Origin of the sequence: Streptomyces sp. TLI_105 (assembly GCF_900105415.1) — a bacterium.
In the GTDB taxonomy this organism is placed as follows: Bacteria; Actinomycetota; Actinomycetes; order Streptomycetales; family Streptomycetaceae; genus Streptomyces.
Window position 1 is genome coordinate 3,798,394 of sequence record NZ_FNSM01000001.1, and the last position, 19,120, is coordinate 3,817,513.

Annotated in this window: 25 protein-coding genes; 7 read left to right on the plus strand and 18 right to left on the minus strand. The window is 72.0% G+C overall.

Annotation, left to right across the window (positions count from 1 at the left end):
* Positions 1-15: 15 nt before the first annotated feature.
* The 3 genes from BLW86_RS17320 to BLW86_RS17330 all read right to left on the minus strand — a co-directional run bounded on the left by BLW86_RS17320 (position 16) and on the right by BLW86_RS17330 (position 1,477).
* Positions 16-363, minus strand: a complete 348-nt coding sequence (locus tag BLW86_RS17320; protein ID WP_030691188.1) for a DUF2516 family protein — start codon at positions 361-363, stop codon at positions 16-18.
* A 90-nt stretch (positions 364-453) separates the two neighbouring features.
* Complete coding sequence (locus BLW86_RS17325) at positions 454-1,050, minus strand: hypothetical protein (RefSeq protein WP_093874880.1); 597 nt, start codon at positions 1,048-1,050, stop codon at positions 454-456.
* A 37-nt stretch (positions 1,051-1,087) separates the two neighbouring features.
* A complete protein-coding gene (locus tag BLW86_RS17330) occupies positions 1,088-1,477 on the minus strand; it encodes a helix-turn-helix domain-containing protein (RefSeq protein WP_093874881.1) in 390 nt (129 codons plus the stop codon).
* A 91-nt stretch (positions 1,478-1,568) separates the two neighbouring features.
* Here BLW86_RS17330 and BLW86_RS17335 point away from each other — a divergent pair, with 91 nt between their 5' ends.
* From BLW86_RS17335 to BLW86_RS17355, 5 genes are all read left to right on the plus strand, one after another.
* Positions 1,569-2,054, plus strand: a complete 486-nt coding sequence (locus tag BLW86_RS17335; protein ID WP_371129514.1) for a helix-turn-helix domain-containing protein — start codon at positions 1,569-1,571, stop codon at positions 2,052-2,054.
* A 10-nt stretch (positions 2,055-2,064) separates the two neighbouring features.
* Positions 2,065-2,481 carry a VOC family protein gene (locus BLW86_RS17340; protein ID WP_093874883.1) on the plus strand — a complete coding sequence of 139 codons (417 nt, stop codon included), beginning with the start codon at positions 2,065-2,067 and terminating at the stop codon, positions 2,479-2,481.
* Between the two features lie 59 nt (positions 2,482-2,540).
* The gene (locus BLW86_RS17345) at positions 2,541-3,125 is read left to right on the plus strand and encodes a DinB family protein (RefSeq protein ID WP_093874884.1); all 585 of its coding nucleotides are present in this window, start codon (positions 2,541-2,543) and stop codon (positions 3,123-3,125) included.
* Positions 3,126-3,665: 540 nt separating this feature from the next.
* Positions 3,666-4,151, plus strand: coding sequence for a MarR family winged helix-turn-helix transcriptional regulator (locus BLW86_RS17350; RefSeq protein ID WP_093874885.1), 486 nt, complete (start codon positions 3,666-3,668; stop codon positions 4,149-4,151).
* Between the two features lie 89 nt (positions 4,152-4,240).
* On the plus strand, positions 4,241-5,686 hold the full coding sequence (locus BLW86_RS17355; protein WP_093874886.1) for an MFS transporter: 1,446 nt from the start codon (positions 4,241-4,243) through the stop codon (positions 5,684-5,686).
* Positions 5,687-5,752: 66 nt separating this feature from the next.
* On the opposite strand, the gene BLW86_RS17360 is transcribed toward BLW86_RS17355, so the two are convergent.
* From BLW86_RS17360 to BLW86_RS17375, 4 genes are all read right to left on the minus strand, one after another.
* Positions 5,753-7,738 (minus strand): HelD family protein, encoded by a 1,986-nt coding sequence (locus tag BLW86_RS17360; RefSeq protein WP_093874887.1) that lies wholly within the window; start codon positions 7,736-7,738, stop codon positions 5,753-5,755.
* An 87-nt stretch (positions 7,739-7,825) separates the two neighbouring features.
* A complete protein-coding gene (locus BLW86_RS17365) occupies positions 7,826-8,458 on the minus strand; it encodes a TetR/AcrR family transcriptional regulator (protein ID WP_256341341.1) in 633 nt (210 codons plus the stop codon).
* A gap of 55 nt (positions 8,459-8,513) precedes the next feature.
* Positions 8,514-9,758, minus strand: coding sequence for a GNAT family N-acetyltransferase (locus BLW86_RS17370; protein ID WP_093874888.1), 1,245 nt, complete (start codon positions 9,756-9,758; stop codon positions 8,514-8,516).
* Between the two features lie 54 nt (positions 9,759-9,812).
* Positions 9,813-10,427 carry an RsiG family protein gene (locus BLW86_RS17375; RefSeq protein WP_093874889.1) on the minus strand — a complete coding sequence of 205 codons (615 nt, stop codon included), beginning with the start codon at positions 10,425-10,427 and terminating at the stop codon, positions 9,813-9,815.
* A gap of 140 nt (positions 10,428-10,567) precedes the next feature.
* Here BLW86_RS17375 and dtd point away from each other — a divergent pair, with 140 nt between their 5' ends.
* A complete protein-coding gene (gene dtd, locus BLW86_RS17380; protein WP_093874890.1) occupies positions 10,568-10,993 on the plus strand; it encodes a D-aminoacyl-tRNA deacylase in 426 nt (141 codons plus the stop codon).
* Positions 10,994-11,020: 27 nt separating this feature from the next.
* Here dtd and BLW86_RS17385 read toward each other — a convergent pair whose 3' ends face one another.
* From BLW86_RS17385 to BLW86_RS17415, 6 genes are all read right to left on the minus strand, one after another.
* Complete coding sequence (locus tag BLW86_RS17385; RefSeq protein ID WP_093874891.1) at positions 11,021-11,986, minus strand: CAF17-like 4Fe-4S cluster assembly/insertion protein YgfZ; 966 nt, start codon at positions 11,984-11,986, stop codon at positions 11,021-11,023.
* Between the two features lie 10 nt (positions 11,987-11,996).
* Positions 11,997-12,434, minus strand: a complete 438-nt coding sequence (locus BLW86_RS17390; RefSeq protein WP_093878715.1) for a Fur family transcriptional regulator — start codon at positions 12,432-12,434, stop codon at positions 11,997-11,999.
* Between the two features lie 43 nt (positions 12,435-12,477).
* Entirely contained in the window at positions 12,478-13,050 is a 573-nt protein-coding gene (locus tag BLW86_RS17395) for a heme-binding beta-barrel domain-containing protein (protein ID WP_093874892.1), read from the minus strand.
* Between the two features lie 225 nt (positions 13,051-13,275).
* Positions 13,276-14,160 carry a hypothetical protein gene (locus tag BLW86_RS17405; protein ID WP_093874893.1) on the minus strand — a complete coding sequence of 295 codons (885 nt, stop codon included), beginning with the start codon at positions 14,158-14,160 and terminating at the stop codon, positions 13,276-13,278.
* Positions 14,157-14,954, minus strand: coding sequence for a hypothetical protein (locus BLW86_RS17410; RefSeq protein WP_256341342.1), 798 nt, complete (start codon positions 14,952-14,954; stop codon positions 14,157-14,159). Before BLW86_RS17410 ends, BLW86_RS17405 begins: the two co-directional genes overlap by 4 nt.
* A gap of 17 nt (positions 14,955-14,971) precedes the next feature.
* A complete protein-coding gene (locus BLW86_RS17415; RefSeq protein ID WP_256341343.1) occupies positions 14,972-15,787 on the minus strand; it encodes a hypothetical protein in 816 nt (271 codons plus the stop codon).
* Between the two features lie 103 nt (positions 15,788-15,890).
* On the opposite strand from BLW86_RS17415, the gene BLW86_RS17420 reads away from it, so the two are divergent.
* Entirely contained in the window at positions 15,891-16,253 is a 363-nt protein-coding gene (locus BLW86_RS17420) for a DsrE family protein (RefSeq protein ID WP_093874896.1), read from the plus strand.
* 97 nt (positions 16,254-16,350) lie between these two features.
* On the opposite strand, the gene BLW86_RS17425 is transcribed toward BLW86_RS17420, so the two are convergent.
* From BLW86_RS17425 to BLW86_RS17445, 5 genes are all read right to left on the minus strand, one after another.
* The gene (locus BLW86_RS17425) at positions 16,351-16,614 is read right to left on the minus strand and encodes a DUF3099 domain-containing protein (RefSeq protein WP_093874897.1); all 264 of its coding nucleotides are present in this window, start codon (positions 16,612-16,614) and stop codon (positions 16,351-16,353) included.
* Positions 16,615-16,741: 127 nt separating this feature from the next.
* Positions 16,742-17,032: a DUF1416 domain-containing protein gene (locus BLW86_RS17430; RefSeq protein ID WP_030693674.1), complete on the minus strand. Its 291-nt coding sequence runs from the start codon at positions 17,030-17,032 to the stop codon at positions 16,742-16,744.
* A 43-nt stretch (positions 17,033-17,075) separates the two neighbouring features.
* Entirely contained in the window at positions 17,076-17,915 is an 840-nt protein-coding gene (locus BLW86_RS17435) for a sulfurtransferase (RefSeq protein ID WP_086826830.1), read from the minus strand.
* 167 nt (positions 17,916-18,082) lie between these two features.
* On the minus strand, positions 18,083-18,163 hold the full coding sequence (locus BLW86_RS44045) for a putative leader peptide (RefSeq protein ID WP_350497993.1): 81 nt from the start codon (positions 18,161-18,163) through the stop codon (positions 18,083-18,085).
* A 195-nt stretch (positions 18,164-18,358) separates the two neighbouring features.
* Positions 18,359-19,045: an LmeA family phospholipid-binding protein gene (locus tag BLW86_RS17445; protein WP_093874898.1), complete on the minus strand. Its 687-nt coding sequence runs from the start codon at positions 19,043-19,045 to the stop codon at positions 18,359-18,361.
* Positions 19,046-19,120 lie beyond the last annotated feature (75 nt).

Sequence of the window (19,120 nt, forward strand, 5' to 3'; positions counted from 1 at the left end):
GCGCCGCCCGCCTGCCTACCGGCCGCCGTTGTAGGGGCCGTACGGTCCGTCGCTGCTGGAGCCGCCGCCCCGGCGGCCGCCCCGGCCTCCGCCGGATACCTGCGCGAGCGCGGGGCGCACGTCCACCATGAAGACGATGGCGGCGATCAACCCCGCGATCTGCAGGAACAGCATCGGCAGCAGCAGGTTCAGGACGAGGTTGATGCCCAGGATGATCAGCCAGAACTTCTTCGTCTGCTTGTCGGCGGCGCGGTAGGCGTCCTCGCGCGCCATGGCGGCGAAGACGAGCGCGGCGACGGCGAAGCCGGTGAAGACCAGGAAGATCACCAGGGAGAGAAGGGAGTCGAATCCCGCGCGCAACATGCTGAGCACCGCCTAGTGGGGATGGAGAGAGAGCGCCTCGCGGTCAAGGTACCCGGTACAACGCACCGGGTACCCCCATCGGTGCCCGCCCTACTCCTTCTCGGCGGCGACGGCCGTCCTCTTGGCGGAGGTCTTGCGGGCGGTGGTCTTCCGCGCGGGCGCCTTCTCGCCCTCGGCCCCGGCGGCGTCGGCGCTCTCGTCCGCCTTCACCTCGGACTCCGCCTTCGCCTCGGGCTCCGGCTTCTTCGCGGGCTCCGGCTCGACGACGACGGCGATCTCGGTGATCTCCTCGGCGACCTCGCCGCGCCAGGCCCGGACGGCCTCCTCGCCGTGCGCGGCGACCTCCTCGTACTTCTCGCGCGCCTTGACCGCGTACTCGGCGGCGACGCCGACCCCGCGCAGGGCCAGGTCCTGGGCGGTCTCGCCGAGCTTCTTGAGGTCGGTGTCGAGGCCGCCGACGACCTCGGCGAGCTTCGACTGCACGGTGGCCTGGGCCTCCTTGGCCTGCGCGGTCACCTTCTCCTGCACGGCCTTCGGGTCGGTCTTCCGTACGGCGTCGATGCGCGCGGGCGCCTCGGCGGCGAGCTGCTCGATCAGGCCGGGAACCTTCTTGGCCTGCTGGACGGCGAGGTCGGCGGTGCCGGCGGCGAAGTAGAGAGGGGTACGCAGTTCGTCGATGATGGCCATGCTGGTGGTCCTCCCGGATGTGACGTACTGGGACGTACTAGCTCGAAGGCGGCACGGCGTTCGTGTCGGCCGCGGCGGCGTCGGCGGCGTTCTCCTTGCGGAAGGAGTCGTAGATCTGGAGCAGCACCTGCTTCTGCCGCTCGTTGATCGAGGGATCGGCCAGGATGACGGCACGCGTCTCCAGCTCCTCCCGCTCCTTCTCGTCGAGGATCCCGGCCCGTACGTAGAGCGTCTCGGCGGAGATCCGCAGCGCCTTCGCGACCTGCTGCAGGACCTCGGCGCTGGGCTTGCGCAGCCCGCGCTCGATCTGGCTGAGGTACGGGTTCGACACCCCGGCGGCATCGGCGAGCTGACGCAGGGAGAGCTGCGCGGTCCGCCGCTGCTCGCGGAGGTACTCGCCGAGATTGCCGACGTTGAGCGATGCCATGCCCCGACCATGCCAGCCTTTGCTAACTATTGCAAGCAGCCGCTTGCAAAAGTCGCGGCCGGGGCGGGACGGCCCGTGCCATGCTGGGGGCGTGGATCTGGACGACCTGAAACGACTGCGCCGCGCGCGGGACACGATGGACCGCGACTACGCGTCGCCGCTGGACGTCCCGGCCCTGGCCAGGGTCGCCCTGATGTCCACGGGGCACTTCGCCCGCAGCTTCCGCACCGCGTTCGGCGAGACGCCGTACAGCTACCTCATGACCCGCCGCGTCGAGCGGGCGAAGGCGCTGCTGCGACGGGGGGACCTGAGCGTGACCGAGGTCTGCTTCGAGGTCGGCTGCACCTCGCTCGGGTCGTTCAGCTCGCGCTTCACCGAACTGGTCGGCGAGACGCCGAGCGCGTACCGGGCGCGGAGCCACGACACGCGGAGCCACGAGGAGGACGCCGCGATCCCCGCGTGCGTCGCCAAGGTGCTCACCCGGCCGGTGAAGAACGGCGGACCCGCGCGCGGCACCCCACCACGCGGCGCCGAACCGATCAGGAACGGAGAAGCAGGTCCGAGCGCCTCGCCGTAGCGTCGACGGCATGAACGACATCAAGCTCTCACAGTGCTTCATCACCGTCGACGACGCCGACAAGGCGCTCGGTTTCTACCGGGACGCCCTCGGCCTGGAGGTCCGCAACGACGTCGGCTACGAGGGGATGCGCTGGGTGACCCTCGGCTCGCCCACGCAGCCGGACGTGGCGGTCGTCCTGGAGACCCCGCTCCCCGACCCCAACGCCTCGGAAGCCGACCGCCGGGTGGTCACGGACCTCCTCGCCAAGGGCCTGCTGCGCGGGGTGATCTTCTCCACCGAGGACGTCGACGCCACCTTCGAACGCGTCCGGGCGGCCGGCGGCGAGGTGCTCCAGGAGCCGGTCGACCAGCACTACGGCGTCCGCGACTGCGCCTTCCGCGACCCGGCCGGCAACATGATCCGCTTCGCCCGACCCAAGGCCTGAACCTCCACCCCGGGCCCCCGCCGTGTCAGCATGGAGGGGGCCCAACGAGGAGGAACGGCATGACAGTTGACGAGCGGGACGACATCACGAGCCCTCGGCGGCGCGCGGACGTCCTCGACGAGACGGCGACCCCGGGGCCGGGACGCTTCACCGGTCCCGCGACCGGGGACGAACTGCCCGTCCTCACCGGGTTCCTGGCGGACCAGCGGGCGACGCTCGCGCTGAAGTGCGAAGGCCTGAAGGAGGAGCTGGCCCTCAGGGCTGCGGAACCGTCGACCCTGTCCCTGCTCGGCCTGGTCCGGCACATGGCCGACATGGAACGCCACTGGTTCCGCGAGGTCCTCGCCGGTCAGGAGGGCGTGCGCCCCCTCTTCTCCTCCCCGGAGGACCCGGACGGGGACTTCGACGGCGCCACGCCCGACCCGGCGGCGGTCGAGGAGGCCTGGGAGGCCTGGCGGGCGGCGGTGGACTTCTCCGACCGCTTCACGCGCGAGGCCCCGGACCTCGACGTCTCGGCGCACGACGCGTGGCGCGGAACGGTCTCCCTGCGCTGGGTCCTCGTCCACATGATCGAGGAGTACGCCCGCCACAACGGCCACGCGGACCTCCTCCGGGAGCGCATCGACGGCACGCGGGGGCTGTAGCCCGGGGCGGCGCCCACCCCGTTATGGACACGCCGGCCGGGCCGGCGCGCCCACCCCCGTTGTGGGCAATCGTTCCGCCGGTGCGGTGCCCACCCCCGCGCCCCCGTTGTGGGCATGCGTTCCGCCGGGGCGGAACGGGTGGGCACAACGGAACGGCGCCCTTGCCGGCGCCCGAGACTCCCGCGCCCTGACCCGCACCGACCGGTACGGCGCACAACGTGCTGCGGGTCCAGGCGCGGAACGCGGAGGCGCCGCTGAAGGGCGCCGTCCCGTGTGCCCACCCTCCCCCAAGCTCTCGGCTTCGCTCGAGCAGGGGGGACCCCCTCGCCCCAGCGGGACGATTGCCCACACGGCGGGTGGGCGGGGGCATCGCCCCGGCGGCCGCACCCCGCACGGGCGGGGTGGGGGCACCGCCCCGCAAGGTGCGGCGCGCGCGGGTCGGGCGCGTGGGCGCGGGCCGTGCAAGGCGCGGCCACCGCCCCCGCACTCGTCCGCTTCGCGACAATCCGCGACGGACCGATCCTCGTTACGCTGGCACGCATGACTTCCATGGCCCCCACCCGCACCGAGCCCGACCTCTCCTACCTCCTCGACCACACCAGTCACGTCCTGCGGACGCGGATGGCGGCCGCGCTCGGGGAGATCGGGCTCACCGCGCGGATGCACTGCGTGCTGGTGCACGCACTGGAGGAGGAGCGGACGCAGGCGCAGCTCGCCGAGATCGGGGACATGGACAAGACCACGATGGTGGTGACCGTGGACGCCCTGGAGAAGGCCGGGCTCGCCGAGCGCAGGCCGTCGACCACCGACCGCCGGGCGCGGATCATCGCCGTCACCGAGGCGGGGGCCGAGGTCGCGCGGCAGAGCCAGGAGATCGTCGACGGCGTCCACGAGAGCGCCCTCTCCTCCCTCCCCGGCGACGAGCGCGAGGCGCTGGTGCGCGCCCTCGGCCGGCTGGCCGCCGGGCATCTGGAGACGCCCGTCGAGAGTCCCAGGCCCGCCCGCCGGGCCCGCCAGCGAGCATGAGGCCCAAACTCCTCCCGTAAAAAATAGTCTGCAACAAAACTATCTGCTAGCGTCTCTCCTGTCGCCCCCGTCGAACAGGAGAGATCCCCATGCCCACCGCGCCTTCCAGCCCCCGCCTCGCCCTCGGCGTCCTCGCCACCGGCATGCTGATGACGGTCCTCGACGGCAGCATCGTCACCGTCGCCATGCCCGCCATCCAGGGTGACCTCGGCTTCACCCCCGTCGGCCTCAGCTGGGTCGTCAACGCCTACCTGATCGCCTTCGGCTCGCTCCTCCTCCTCGCCGGCCGGCTCGGCGACCTCGTCGGCCGCAAGCGGATGTTCCTCGCGGGCACCGGCGTCTTCACCGCCGCCTCGGTCCTCGCCGGCGTCGCCGCCTCCCCCGCCGTCCTCATCGCCGCCCGCTTCCTCCAGGGCGTCGGCAGCGCGACGGCCTCCGCCGTGGGGCTCGGCATCCTCGTCACCCTCTTCACCGAACCCCGCGAACGCGCCCGCGCCATCGCCGTGTTCAGCTTCACCGGCGCCGCCGGCGCCTCCCTCGGCCAGGTCCTCGGCGGCGTCCTCACCGACGCCCTCGCCTGGAACTGGATCTTCTTCATCAACCTGCCCATCGGCGCCGCCACCGTCCTCGTCGCCCTCCGCGCCCTCCCCGCCGACCGCAGCCTCGGACTGAAGGCGGGCGCCGACGTCACCGGGGCACTGCTGGTGACCGCCGGACTCATGGCCGGGATCTACGCCGTCGTCAAGATCGAGGACTACGGGGCCGGTTCGGCACACACCCTCGGCTTCGGGGCCCTCGCCCTCGCCCTCCTGGCCGGCTTCCTGCTCCGTCAGGCGAAGGCCGCGAATCCCCTCATGCCGCTGCGGATCCTCCGCTCCCGCAGCGTCGCCGGCGCGAACGCCGTCCAGATGCTGATGGTCGCCGCGCTCTTCTCCTTCCAGGTCCTCGTCGCCCTCTACCTGCAGAAGGTCCTCGGGTACGGGGCCGCCGAGACCGGCCTCGCGATGCTGCCCGCCGCGCTCGTCATCGGCGCCGTCTCGCTCGGCGTCTCGGCGCCCCTCATCGCCCGCTTCGGCGAGCGGAACGTCCTGCTCACCGGCCTCGTCCTGCTCGTCGGCGTCCTCGGTCTGCTGGCCCGCGTCCCCGTCCACGCCTCGTATGCCACCGACCTGCTCCCCGTGATGCTGCTCGCCGCCGGCTTCGGCCTCGCGCTCCCCTCCCTCACCGCGCTCGCCATGTCCGGCGCGCGGGAGGAGGACGCCGGCCTGGCCTCCGGCGTCTTCAACACCACCCAGCAGATCGGCATGGCCCTCGGCGTCGCGGTCCTCTCCACCCTCGCCGCCGCCCGCACCGAGTCCCTCACGGCCGCCGGCAGTCCCGAGCCCGAGGCGCTGACGGGCGGCTACCACCTCGCCTTCGGCGTCGGCGCCGGTCTCCTCCTCCTCGCCCTGGCCGTCGCCCTCACCGTCCTGCGCCCGACCGCCGCCGCCGGGAAGCCCCGGCAGAAGACCGAGCGGATGACGATGGCGGCATGAGAGCCGACCGACTCGTCGCCGCACTGTTCTTCCTCCAGACGCGGCAGCGGGTCACCGCCGCCGAACTCACCGAGCTGTACGGGGAGTCGGCGCCAGGAACTCCGGCAGCTCCGCCTCGTGCACCAGCGCGAGGCGCGACACCGCCCGGGTGAGCACCACGTACAGCCGGTTCAGGCCGCGCGCCTCGGCGGCCACGATCGCGGCCGGTTCGACGACCACCACGTGGTCGAACTCCAGGCCCTTGACGAGGGTCGCGGGCAGCACGGTCACCCGTTCCCCGCACCCCCTCACCTCTTCGGCCACCGCGTCGACGAGGTGGTCGGCCGTGACGACCCCCACCGAGCCCTCCTCCGCGAGCGCGGCCCGCACGGCCTCGCGGGCCCCGGCGGCCAGGTCCGCCGTCCGGTGGACCGTCACCTCGCCGTCCCCGCGCACCGAACGCCCGGCGGGCACGTCGGCGCCGAGCCTCGGCAGGAGCCGGTTGGCGAGGTCGACGATCGCCGCCGGCACCCGGTAGCCGAGGGTCAGCGGCACGACCGGCGTCCCCGGCTTGCCCAGGTGCGCCAGCTGCTCGTCCCAGTCGCGGGCCGCCCACGGGGTGGTGCCCTGCGCGAGGTCCCCGAGGACGGTGAGCGAGCCGAACTCGGTGCGGCGGGCGATGGCCCGGCACTGCATGGGCGAGAGGTCCTGGGCCTCGTCGACGACGACGTGCCCGTAGCTCTCGGGGCGTTCGATCAGGCCGGCGAGCTCGTCGAGGAGGACGAGGTCGGCGGCGGTCCAGCGCGCCGAGCGGTACGAGCGGGGCGGGCGCGACCAGCGGATCGCGGCGAGCTCGTCCTCGGTGAGAGCGGGATCGGCCGGATCGGTCAGGACCTCCGCGAGGACCTCCTCCGGTGTCGTCCTCGGCCAGCACCGGTCGAGGAACGCCGTCACCGCCCGCGCCCGCTCGATCCGCCGCGCCCAGGCCGCGCCCATGGGTCCCGAGCGGCGTTCGGCCCGGAGCTGGAGGGCCCGGACGACGCGGGCCCGGACCCGTTCGCGGCCGGTCGCGTAGGGCGGGGCCTCCGCCCGTACCGCCGAGACGATCGCGGCGAGCTCCGCCGCCCGGAGCCGCCAGTGGTACGAGCCGTCGGGGACGGTCAGGTCCTCCGCCGGGGCCGGGTCGACCCTGCCGTACAGCGCGCGGTGCAGCAGCTCCGCCATGCGGGCGTCGTGCTTGACCCGGGCCGCCGCCTCGTCGTCCTCGGCCCGGACCGGGTGGCGGGCGATCTCGTCGTCGAGGGTGGCCTGCCGGATCCCGGTCTCGCCGAGCGAGGGCAGCACTTCGGCGATGTAGGAGAGGAAGGCCCGGTGGGGGCCGAGGACGAGGAGGCCGGAGCGGCGGATCCGCTGCGGGTGCGTGTAGAGGAGGTACGCGGCCCGGTGCAGGCCCACGGCGGTCTTGCCGGTGCCGGGGGCGCCCTGCACGCACAGGGAGGCGGCCGGCTCGGAGCGTACGAGGTCGTCCTGTTCGGGCTGGATGGTGGCGGCGATGTCCCGCATGGGGCCGACCCGGGGGCGCTCGATCTCCCCGGCGAGAAGGGCGCTGACCGTCCCCGTCCCGCCGTCCGTGAGGCGTTCGTCCTCCAGGGCGGTCAGGTCCTCGGTCGCGCCCGCGCTGTTCGGGGCCCAGCCGAAGCGGCGGCGGCGCAGGACGCCCTGCGGGTCGTGCGCGCCGGCCTGGTAGTAGGCGCGGGAGACGGGCGCGCGCCAGTCGACGACGAGCGGCGGGGAGGCGGGGTGCTCGGCGATCCGGCGGCGGCCGATGTGGTGGACCTGGCCGTCCTCGCGGTCTAGGCGGCCGAAGAACAGCGGTCCGGGCGGCTGTTCGCCCATCTCCTTGGCGCGGCTGCGCAGGTGGTAGCCGAGCGCCTCGGCGTCGGCACCGGAGGCGGCGACGTCCTCGCCGGTGACGACCTGCTCGGCCACGTCCTCGGTCATGCGGATCAGGGCGGCGCGGCAGGCGTCGTGGTGGGAGCGTTCACGGGCGAGCTCAAGGTCCAGTGACGTCATTCCGTCAAGACTAACGGAAAACGTTACCGGGTTACGTTTTTTACTCAGGAACGGGATGTGGCCAGTACGGCCGCCCCTCCGCAGCGCTCAGTACGGCAACCCCTCCCGCAGCGACCGGAACGCCACCTCCGCCGCCGCCACCGCGTCCCCCGCCACCGTGTCCATCGCCTCGCCGGCCGTCAGCCGCGCCACGTTCTCGTTCGCCAGGACCCGCAGCACGGCCACGATCTGCCCGGCCGCGAGCCGCGCCGACAGCGGGTCGCCGCCGAGCGCCCGCGCGAGGACCTCCTCCGACCGCTGCTGGTAGCCGTGGATCCCGACGAGCAGGGCCGGCGTCCCGTACAGGAGCCGGTGGTACGCCAGGACCGCCGGTACGTCACAGAGCCCGGTGACCGGATCGCGCCGCTCCAGCCCGTCCAGCAGGTGCTCGTACAACGCGTCGAGCGGCGCCGCGCCACGGGCCCGCCCGGCCTCCACCACGCGCGCGGACTCGTCCTCGTGGTCGGCGAACCGGTGCAGGACCAGGTCCTCCTTGGCGGGGAAGTACCGGAAGAGGGTCGGCTTCGAGACCTCGGCGGCGGCGGCCACCTCCGCGACGGACACCGCGTCGAAACCCTTCTCCAGGAAGAGCGCGATGGCCGCGTCCGACAGGGCCTGCCGGGTCCGCGCCTTCTTCCGCTCGCGAAGACCGGCCGGGCTGGTCACACCGTCCTCCGCCACCAGGCGCCTCCTTCGTAGGCCGCCATCCTAGGGCGCCCGCCCGAGGGCCCCGGCCTCAGAAGACGTCGGGCGAGAAGGGCCGCAGCGGGGTGCGGAACAGGAGGTCGGCGCGGGCGGCCGCGCCGGGCGTCAGCTCCTCCACGCGCCCGAGCCGGGACAGCCGTACGGCCGACTCGTCACCGAACGCGAGCGTGGCCACCTCGGCGACGTCGAGGGCGAGATCGGCCGCCCCGGTCGTACGGACACAGGCCGCGCCCGTCGGGGAGGCGTCGAGCCGGAAGCGGCCGCCGGCGAGCCCGTCGGCGTCCCGCACCTCCAGGACCAGGCTTTCCTCCACCGGATACGTCCGGCCCTCCAGGACCCGGACCACGTCCAGGACCCGGACCCACAGCATGTCCACGTACGTCAGCATCCTGGCCGCGCGCGGGTCGGGCAGCAGCAGCGGCAGCGGGTCGTCGGGCGCCCGGTAGCCGGAGCGGACCGTGGCGATCCAGTCGATCGAGCAGAGGTAGTGCCACAGGGCGCGCTCGGCTGCCGGGGTGACGGCTATGAGGTCCCGCACGGTCGCCGTGTTCAGCGGGCGCTTCGCGTCGTCCCACTTGTCGTCGGCGCTGTACGCGACGTACCCCTCGACCTCACCGGACGCCGACCGGTACATCGCGTAGTACGGCTCCCGCCACGGGTGGCTCTGGTGGCCGAGGCCGGTGCCCTGCTCCCAGCCGCGCTTGTCGCGGTTCGTGACCCCGGCGCGGACACCGGCCAGCCGGCGGTGCACCTCGGGGCCCACCTTGCGGATCTCGTCACCGTCCGTCAGATCGATCCGGCCGCCGTCCTCCGGGCGACCCGAACGGCGCGGGTCGAGACCGGCCCGGTTCACGTCGACGCTCCACTCGGCGGTCCAGCTCGCCGGACCGAAACCGAACCGCCCGTAGATCGGGTACTCGGCGGCGATCAGCGTCGCGATCGCGTCGCCCCGCTCCTTCGCGGCGGCGAGGTCCGCCGCCATCATCCGGCTGAGCAGCCCGCGCCTGCGGTGCGTCGGCGAGACCGTGACCTGGGTGATCGCGTCGGCGGTGAGACTGCCGCCGCCGACCGTGCTGACCTCCTGCCGGAAGGACCGGAAGGTGGCCACGATCCGGTCCCGGTCGAAGGCTCCGAGCGTCCGCGCCAGATCCGCGTGGGCCAGCCGGTCCGCGACCTCCTCGTCGGAGACGACCGGGGTCCTGAGGAAGCCGGTGCGCAGCGCCCGCTGCCAGTCGTGGAACTCGGACTCCGTCACCACGCGCACGTCGACAGTCATCCCCCGACCCTACGCACGGCGCGGCCGGCCCCGCACCCGACTTTCCCGGCCCGGTCAGGCCAGCAGGTCGTCGACCTGGGCCTCGCCCTCCCGGTAGCGGCGGGCGATCTCCGCGCTGCAGTCGTCGGCGGTCCGCTGGAGGTGCTGTCGGCGCCGCGAGACCTGCTGCTCGTACCCCGCGAGCCTGCCCATCGCCGCGTGCAGCTCGTCGTCCGTCCGGGCCGTCAGGTCCGACAGCTCGACCTCCGACAGCATCTCGGTCGCGAGCCTCCGGTACTCCTCGCCGCGCGGGGTCGACAGCGTCACGTGCCGCGCCGAGCTGCGGTGCCGCGAGGGCACGTCGGCGAGGATCTCGGAGAGCCGGTCGAGGACCGGGGCCTCCGGATCGGTCCGCCGTGCCAGCTCGGCCCGCAGGATGTCGATCCGGCCCTGGAGCATCCGGCGCACATAGCTCAGGTCGGCCTCGTCGCTCTGCGCGTCCCGGCGCAGCGCCCGCAGCTCGGGCAGCCGCAGGGCACCGAGGTCGGGCGGCGTCCGGTCCGCCGGATCGGCGTTCCGCTGCACGGGTGGGCGCGTCATGGGTCCTCCGCCCGGTCCTCCGCCCCGGGCTCCGGAGCGGATCAGCGGTACGGGGCCGGACGGCGTCGGCCCGGTGCCAGGTGCACTCATGAGAATCGTCCCCTCGACCGGTGCGGTCGGCCGCACCGCCTCCCACGCATGGTGCCACCCTGCACGCCCGCGTGCAGGCGCTCTGCACCCGTTCGGCCCCTCGTCCTTCGGCCCGCGGAACGCTCGGTAGGTTGGTGCGCATGCGAGCAGTGGTGCAGAGGGTCGACGGCGCGAGCGTCGTCGTCGCAGGGGAGACCGTCGGAGAGATCACCGGCGAAGGGCTGTGCGTCCTGGTCGGGGTGACCCACGACGACACCCCGGAGAAGGCCGCCCAATTGGCCAGAAAGCTCTGGTCCGTCCGGGTGCTGAACGACGAGAAGTCGTGCTCCGACGTGAACGCGCCGCTGCTCGTCGTCTCCCAGTTCACCCTCTACGGAGACGCCCGGAAGGGCCGCCGCCCCACCTGGAACGCCGCGGCCCCCGGCCCGGTCGCCGAACCCCTCGTCGACGAGGTGGTCGCCCAGCTCCGCAACCTGGGCGCCCACGTGGAGACGGGCCGCTTCGGAGCGAAGATGCGCGTCTCCCTCACGAACGACGGCCCGTTCACGGTGCTTCTGGAGGTCTAGGGCCGGCCGTACGGCTCGGCGGAGCGACTACGGCTCGACGACCGTCTCCTGCGCGGCGGCCGTCGTCCCGGCGATCAGCGGAGCGTCCACCGGCACGTTCCGCTTGACCAGGGCGAGGGCGATCGGCCCGAGCTCGTGGTGGCGGACGGCGGTCGTCACGAAACCGAGCTGTCGGCCCTCCTCGCCGTCGGACGCGAGCCGGAGCGGGGTCCCGTGGGCGGGCAGCAGGACCTCGCTGCCGTCCAGGTGCAGGAAGACCAGGCGGCGCGGCGGCTTCCCCAGGTTCTGCACCCGGGCGACGGTCTCCTGCCCCCGGTAGCAGCCCTTCTGGAGGTGGACGGCGCTGCCGATGAGGCCGACCTCGTGCGGGATGGTCCGGTGGTCGGTCTCGAAGCCGAGCCGCGGCCGGTGCGCCTCGACCCGCAGCGCCTCGTACGCGAGGATCCCGGCGGCCGGCCCGTGCGAGGCCGCGAAGGACTCCAGGTCGGCGCGGGGCAGGAACAGATCGCGGCCGTGCGGGGTCTCCCGTACGACGACGCCCTCGGGCACCTCGGCGATGGAGCCGGCCGGGAGGTGGACGACGGCGAGGTCCTCCGTGCGGTCGGCGACCTCCACCCGGTAGAAGAACTTCATCGACTCCAGGTACGCGACGAGCTCCTCGCGCGTCCCCGGCTCGACGTGCGCCCACACCGTCTCGCCGTCGTCGACGAGGTACAGGGCGTGCTCGATGTGCCCGTTCGCGGAGAGGATCAGCGCCTCGGTCGCCTGCCCGGGCGGCAGCTCGGTCATGTGCTGGGTGACGAGCAGGTGCAGCCAGCTCAGCCGGTCGTCGCCGGAGACGGCGACGACTCCCCGGTGCGAGAGGTCGACGAAGCCGTTGCCTTCGGCGAGGGCGCGCTGCTCGCGGAACAGGTCGCCGTAGTGCGCGGCGACGCCTTCGTCGCGGCCTTCGGCGGGGACGGCGCCGGGCAGGGACAACAGAGGGCTCTTCATACAGAAGAGCCTACGACTCGGCGGCAGCGTCCTTGTTCGAACAGTCCCGGCACCGGCCGAAGATCGCGAAGTGCTTCATGTCCGTCTCGAACCCGAAGGTCTCGCGGAGCTTCCCGGTGAACTCGGCGGCCACCTCGACGTCCGCCTCGATCACCCCGGAGCAGTCCCGGCAGACCAGGTGCAGATGGTGGTGCCGGTCGGCGAGGTGGTACGTCGGGGCGCCGTGCCCCAGATGCGCGTGACTGACCAGACCCAGCTCCTCCAGGAGCTCCAGGGTCCGGTACACGGTGGAGATGTTCACCCCGGAGGCCGTCCTGCGGACCTCGCCGAGGATGTCGTCCGGGGTCGCGTGCTCCAGCCTGTCCACGGCTTCCAGGACAAGCTGGCGCTGCGGCGTCAGCCGGTAGCCGCGCTGCCGCAGGTCGCTCTTCCAGTCGGTGCTCACCACGCCCCCCAGTGTACGGAGGGCGCGGCGCGCCACCCGGTGTCGTCTAGCGGAAGAAGGCGATGCCGTCGTCCGGCATGTCGGGCAGGTTGCGGGCCATCTCCGCGACCTCCTCCGGCGTCACGACCTTCTTCAGGTGCGCCGACATGTAGGGGCGGAGCGGGACCTCGGGGGTCGCCTTCTCGCCGACCCACATCAGGTCGCTCTTCACGTAGCCGTAGAGCCGCTTGCCGCCGCTGTACGCACCGGAGGCCGCGGTCCGGGCGACGGCGTCCGTCGCCAGGTCGATCTGCGGCTTCTGGTCGGCGAGCTCGCCGTACCAGATCTCGACGATGCCCTGGTCACGGACCATGACGACCTCGACCTTGCGGTCCTTGTCGATCCGCCAGTAGCCGCTCTCGCTCTCCAGCGGACGGACCTTGTTGCCGTCGTTGTCCAGGACCCACGAGTGGGAGCGGTACTCGATGAAGTCCCGGCCGTCGTGGCTGAAGGTCACGGACTGGCCGAAGTTGCACTTCTCGGCACCGGGGAAGTCGGAGACGCCCGCGCCCTCCCACGTACCGAGCAGGAACGCGAGGGGGACGAGGTCCGGGTTGAGGTCGGACGGGATCTCGATCATGAGTAGCTCTGGCGTTCTCTAGAAGTGGTTACCGCTGGCCCTGGTACAGCTTCTTCACGGTCAGACCGGCGAAGGCGATGACGCCCACGGCGACCAGGACCAGGAGGGTTTCGAAGAAAGCGATCATGGGGTGCTCCTCGACTGAGCGGTGAAGGCGGAACGGGCCGGACCCCAGCTTAGTGGGCTGGGGTCCGGGCCACTCGGTGAGGTGGGTCTCGCGGACGATCAGCCGAGGAGCTGCGCCTGGAGGGTGACCGTCTGCCGGAACGGCACCGTCAGCGCCCCGCCCTTCCGGGTCTGGGTGACCACCGCGAGGGTGTCCCCGGCCTGGATGTAGGCCCAGCGGGTCTGCTCGGGGCCGTACGGCGCCTTCTCCTTGTAGGAGTAGACGGAGAGGTCCGGCACGTCGACGTCCTGGGTGGACATGTCGATCTCCGCATCCTCGACCCCGAGCGGCAGTCGGCTCCCGCGGAAGACCTCGCGCGTGACCTCGTCCTTGAGGCCCTCCGCATACGCCACCGACGAGAACCGCAGCAGGTGGATCCGGGTGGTCGTGCCGTCGGGCGTGGTCCAGCCGCGGGCGGCCACGTGCCGGAGCGCCGAGTCGGCCAGGTACGCCTTCACCGTGCCCCGGTCCTTCTCCGCGAGCAGCGCGAGGTACGAGTCGACGCCGGTCCAGTCGCCCTTCAGCTTCGGGTCGACCGTGGCGCCCGCCGGCGCGGGCAGCAGGAGCTTCCGCAGGTCGGCGTGGTGGATCTCCCCCTCGTTGCCATCGGTGAACGGCCGGAGGGCCCCCTCGGGCAGCGCCGGAAGGGCGAGCTTCGGGTACTCCCAACGGCCGTCGGACTCGGTCGCGAGCCCCGGCACGTCGGTGCGGTCCATGGCGGTGATCCCCATGGCCGTACCGGCTCCGACACCACCGCAGACGAGCACGGCGGCGGTCCAGCGGGCGATGGCCCGGAGCAGGGGCTTGCGGGACTTCCCGGGCTTCGCCGGCGCGGCCTCGGCCTCGGCCTGCGGCTCGGGGACGGGCTCGGCCCGCGGCTCGGAGGCGGGCTCGGCCACCGCCTGCGCGGGGACGGACGTCTCGGTCTGCGTCTGCTCGGTCATACGTACTCCCCCGGGGATGCGATGTGGTCGAGCTGCTGCGTGAGCAGCTCGGCCACGGCCGCCTTGTCGAACGGCTTGGCGCCCGCCGCCTTGACGGTGACGAGGACGTCGGAGTCGTACGCGAGGCAGATCATCTCGTCCAGCGCCTCGGCCCGCTCCTCCTTGTCCAGCGAGTCGTCCACGGGCGCCATGTAGCAGACGGCGTTCCGGTGGTCCTTCACCTTGGGTCCCTTCGGGAACTCCAGAACGTCCATGACCTCCTTGCGGAGCCGATAGCTGTCCTTGATCCGCTTCTTGTCCTTCATCCGCGCGACCTCGAAGGAGACGACGAGGTCGCTGTTCGGGTCGGCGAAGGAACGGACCCCGATGCCTTCGATGCCGAGCTTGTCGACGTCCTTCTCGAACGCGCGGCGCTTCTTCCCGGACAACCCCTCGCCCGCCTGCTTCATCAGCGCGGTGGCCTCCGCGGCGCCGAGCTCGCCGTCGTTCCCGTACAGCTCCTCGTCGGGGCCGAACTCGTACCCCTCCGGCAGCGGCAGCAGGAGCTTGCTCAGCGGTGTGTCGGCCTTGCCGCGCGCCAGGGCGGCGGCCGGGTCCTCGTTCTTCCCCGCCTCCTCCTCGGCGCTCCACAGCTGTGTCGGCGCGGTGCGGTCGGCGGAGGAGACGGTGACGGCGGTGTACATGACGCCGGCGCCGATCAGGCCGAGGACGAGCACGGAGGGCAGGACGACGCCGAGCAGGATCCGCCGGGCACCCCGCTTCTTGAGCTCCTGATCCACTACGGGCTCGGTCACGTCGTTCCGGTCCTCACTCACAGGCGCCCCAGCTGTCGCTCGGCCAGGGAACGGATGTCCTTCTCGGAGATCTTCTCCGTGTCGTACATGAAGATCTCCACCGCGATGTCACCGCGGTGGAAGTAGGCCCGGGTCTCGTAGAGGTCCAGGTAGCCGGCCTCCCGCTGCACGGGGAAGACGTAGTAGCGGCCGTCGGCCGAGCCCTTGAGGGCCGTGCCCTCGTTCCGGGCGAACTTCTCCTCCGGCATGTAGGACTGCTGGTCCTCGATGTACTCCTGCGCGCCGCGGACGTCCCCGGACCGGTACTGGACGAGCCGGACCTCCGTCCGCTTGTGCTCGCCCGACGCCCAGGACGTCACGGCGATCCGCCGGACGCCCAGGCCCAGCTGGTAGTCGAGGGCTCTGCCGGGCTCTTTGAAGTCCGAGGCGAACGTGCTCACCGACATCCAGCCGTCACGGTCGGCGAACTCGTCCGCCTTCGCGCCGGCCGGCTTGGCCACCAGCAGCTTCCGCAGGTCGCCCTGCGCCTTCGCCTGCCGGTCCTCCTTCGCCGACAGCGGCGCCGGTTCCTGGCCCTTGGGCAGCGGCTTCGCCGGGTACGCGAGGCCGGGCTGGTTCAGCGGAGGGAGCGCGGTCGGTTCGCGGTCGGCCTGGATGCCGTAGCCGACGGCGGTGCCGCCGACGAGGCCGATGACGGCGGCGACTGCGATGAGACCGACGGTACGGAGGACCCGGCGGCGCGGCGCCCGGACCGGAGGCGCGGTTTCCGTGACCGGATCCGGCTCAGGTGGTGATGTTGTATCCGCATTTTGGATACTTTCTTCGATACTCAAGAGTCCCCCCACGAGACCTGAAGCGCGGATTCCGTCACCCGCGCACACAGCTGACACGCGAGGGGCGCATGAGGTTGCAGTGCCGCGCATTACAGTTCGGCATATGGCGAAGAAGCTCGTGATCAAGGTGACCGCAGGGGCCGACGCCCCCGAACGCTGCTCCCAGGCCTTCACGGTGGCCGCCGTCGCCGTCGCCAGCGGAGTCGAGGTCTCGCTCTGGCTGACCGGCGAGTCCTCCTGGTTCGCCCTCCCGGGCCGCGCGGCGGAGTTCGAGCTCCCGCACGCGGCGCCGCTGCCGGACCTGATCGACTCGATCCTGGCGGCCGGCCGCATCACGCTCTGCACGCAGTGCGCGGCCCGCCGCGAGATCACGGAGAAGGACGTCCTGGACGGCGTCCGCATCGCCGGCGCCCAGGTCTTCGTCCAGGAAGCACTGGCCGACGAGACCCAGGCCCTCGTCTACTGATTTCGACGCGCCTCTCGCACCGCTCGGCCCCGGGGGCCTCACGGGCTTCGAGACGCTGCGCCGGACTCCGCCCGGCGACGTCGGCGTGCCCGGCTGCTCACGGCTCCCGGCGCTTCTTGCCGTCGAGTTCGTCCCACCACTCGTCCGACTTCGGGTCGCCCGAGGGATCGTCCCACCAGCGGTCGTCCGGGCCCCGGCGGTTCGCGACCATCGCGGCGACCGGGGGGATGACCATGGCGACGACACACATGCCGATCGCGACCGGCATGGAGAACAGGCGCACGACGGCCCAGGCACCCACGAAAAGCACCAGGCAGACGCCCATCATCCAGAAGTAGACGCGTCGACGTCGTGCGATCACACCTTCAGCGTACGACCGGAACAGAACAGACCGAAGGGCCGTGCCTCAGGTCCTGGAATGGCGTCCAACCCCCCAGGAGGCACGGCCCTCCGGCCGTTCGGGTGCGGTGTGTCACCGCGCTCGCGGATCAGACCGCGATGGCCACGTCCGTCAGGCTGCCGGCCTCGGTGACGACGACCTTGCGGTCGGCCTGGGCACCGGGGACCAGGGCGCGGAGGGTCCACTCGCCGGTCGCCGCGTAGAAGCGGAACTGACCGGTGGCCGAGGTCGGGACCTCGGCGGTGAACTCGCCGGAGCCGTCGAGGAGGCGCACGTAACCGGTGACGGGCTCGCCGTCCTTGGTCACCTGGCCCTGGATGGCCGTCTCACCGGGCTTGAGCGTGCTGACGTCGGGGCCGCCGACCTGAGCTCCACACATGTTCTCTGTCCTGTCCTAGAGGTTTCGGGGTCGCGCGACCGGGTTACTTGTTGGCGCCGAGCTCGATCGGCACGCCGACGAGGGAGCCGTACTCGGTCCAGGAGCCGTCGTAGTTCTTGACGTTCGGGACCTCGAGCAGCTCGTGCAGGACGAACCAGGTGAGCGCGGAGCGCTCGCCGATGCGGCAGTAGGCGATGGTGTCCTTCGCCAGGTCGACCTGCTCGGCCTCGTAGAGGGCCTTGAGCTCGTCGTCCGACTTGAAGGTGCCGTCGTCGTTGGCGTTCTTCGACCACGGGATGTTGCGGGCGCTGGGCACGTGGCCGGGGCGCTGCGACTGCTCCTGCGGGAGGTGCGCCGGGGCGAGCAGCTTGCCGGAGAACTCGTCGGGCGAGCGGACGTCGACCAGGTTCTGGGCGCCGATCGCGGCCACGACGTCGTCGCGGAAGGCGCGGATCGAGGCGTCCTGGGCCTTGGCCTTGTACTCGGTGGCCGGGCGGGCCGGGACCTCAGCGACGAGGTCGCGGGAGTCGAGCTCCCACTTCTTGCGGCCGCCGTCGAGGAGCTTGACGTCCTGGTGGCCGTAGAGCTTGAAGTACCAGTAGGCGTAGGAGGCGAACCAGTTGTTGTTGCCGCCGTAGAGGACGACCGTGGTGTCGTTCGCGATGCCCTTGGCCGAGAGGAGCTTCTCGAAGCCCTCCTGGTCGATGAAGTCGCGGCGGACCGGGTCCTGCAGGTCCTTCGTCCAGTCGATGCGGATGGCGTTGCGGATGTGGTTCTTCTCGTAGGCCGAGGTGTCCTCGTCGACCTCGACAACGGCTACCTGCGGGTTGTCGAGGTTGGCCTCGACCCAGTCCGCGTCGACCAGGACGTCGCTGCGAGCCATGCTGTTCTCCTCCGGGGCAGTGTGCGGGGGTGTGCTGCGGTGGTGCGGGTGTGTGGTGCGGTACGCGTCGTCGCGTGCGTACGGACAGCGGACGTGCGTACGGCTCTGCACAGGGCGGCCCCGACGTCAGTCAACGGGCCTGAGGGATACGGGAGTTGGCGTCCCGCTCAGACTGAGCGACAGAGCATGGCGGCGACGCGGCACAGGTCTACTGCCCGCCGCTTCGTGAGATCCGCCTGTCGCTTCATGCCCTCGATCGTAGGGACGGACAGGCGGCCGTGTCACCGGTGTGTCGTATTTTGAGACGCGATCGTCCGAGATGCGAGACGTGATCACCGTGGGAGTCGGCTCCGGACGCCTCCGCGCCGAGGTGTCCGCTTCGCCTTCTGCGGATCGGACGGACCCGTCTCAGCATGTGACCAAGGGGGCCGTCCGGGCTCCCGTCAGCCCGCCAGGGCGACGTCCTTGCCGGACACGGTGACCGCCAGGCCGTCCGGGCGCGGCTCGACCTTCTCCACCTTCATGCCGGCGATCAGGCCGATCGGGCGCTCGAAGTCGGTGCGCGCGCGGACCAGGTCCTCGAGGCCCGGGATGCCGGCGCCCGGCACCTCGTCGGCGCGGACCCGGATGGTGTCGCCGTTCACGACGGTCACCGTGGACAGGACCGAACGGGTCAGGGTGCGGCCCAGGACCTTCACGCTGCCGGTGACCTTCACCTTGCCGTTCTCGCCGTAGGCGACGGTGGCCTCGCGGTCGGAGGCGGCGGTGAGGTCCGCGTACGAGATGAGGGCCGTGCCGCTCGCCGAGCCCGCCTTCGCGCCCGCCCAGTCGCCGGTCACGGTCACGTCCCGCAGGGACACGGTGAGCTCGCCGACCCGGATGTCCTTGTCGCCCGCCTTCGCCCGCACGCCGGTCGCCCGCACGTCGACCTCGTCGAACCGCTTGTCCGCGACCTGGGTGAGGAACGGGAAGCCCTTGATGTCGACCTCGATCGAGTCGCTGGTCGAGGCCGAGAGCTTCACCCGGCTCGACGCCTCCGACTCGGCGTACGCCACGGCCAGCCGGTCGATCCCGACGAGGATCCCGCCCAGCACGACGGCCACGATCAACAGAATCCGCAGTGCTCGCATGGGTTGCGCGTCCCCCCGTAGTGGTTCCCGTAAAAGTTCCGGCCCCCCGACACGAAGATCGACGTGTCGGAGGGC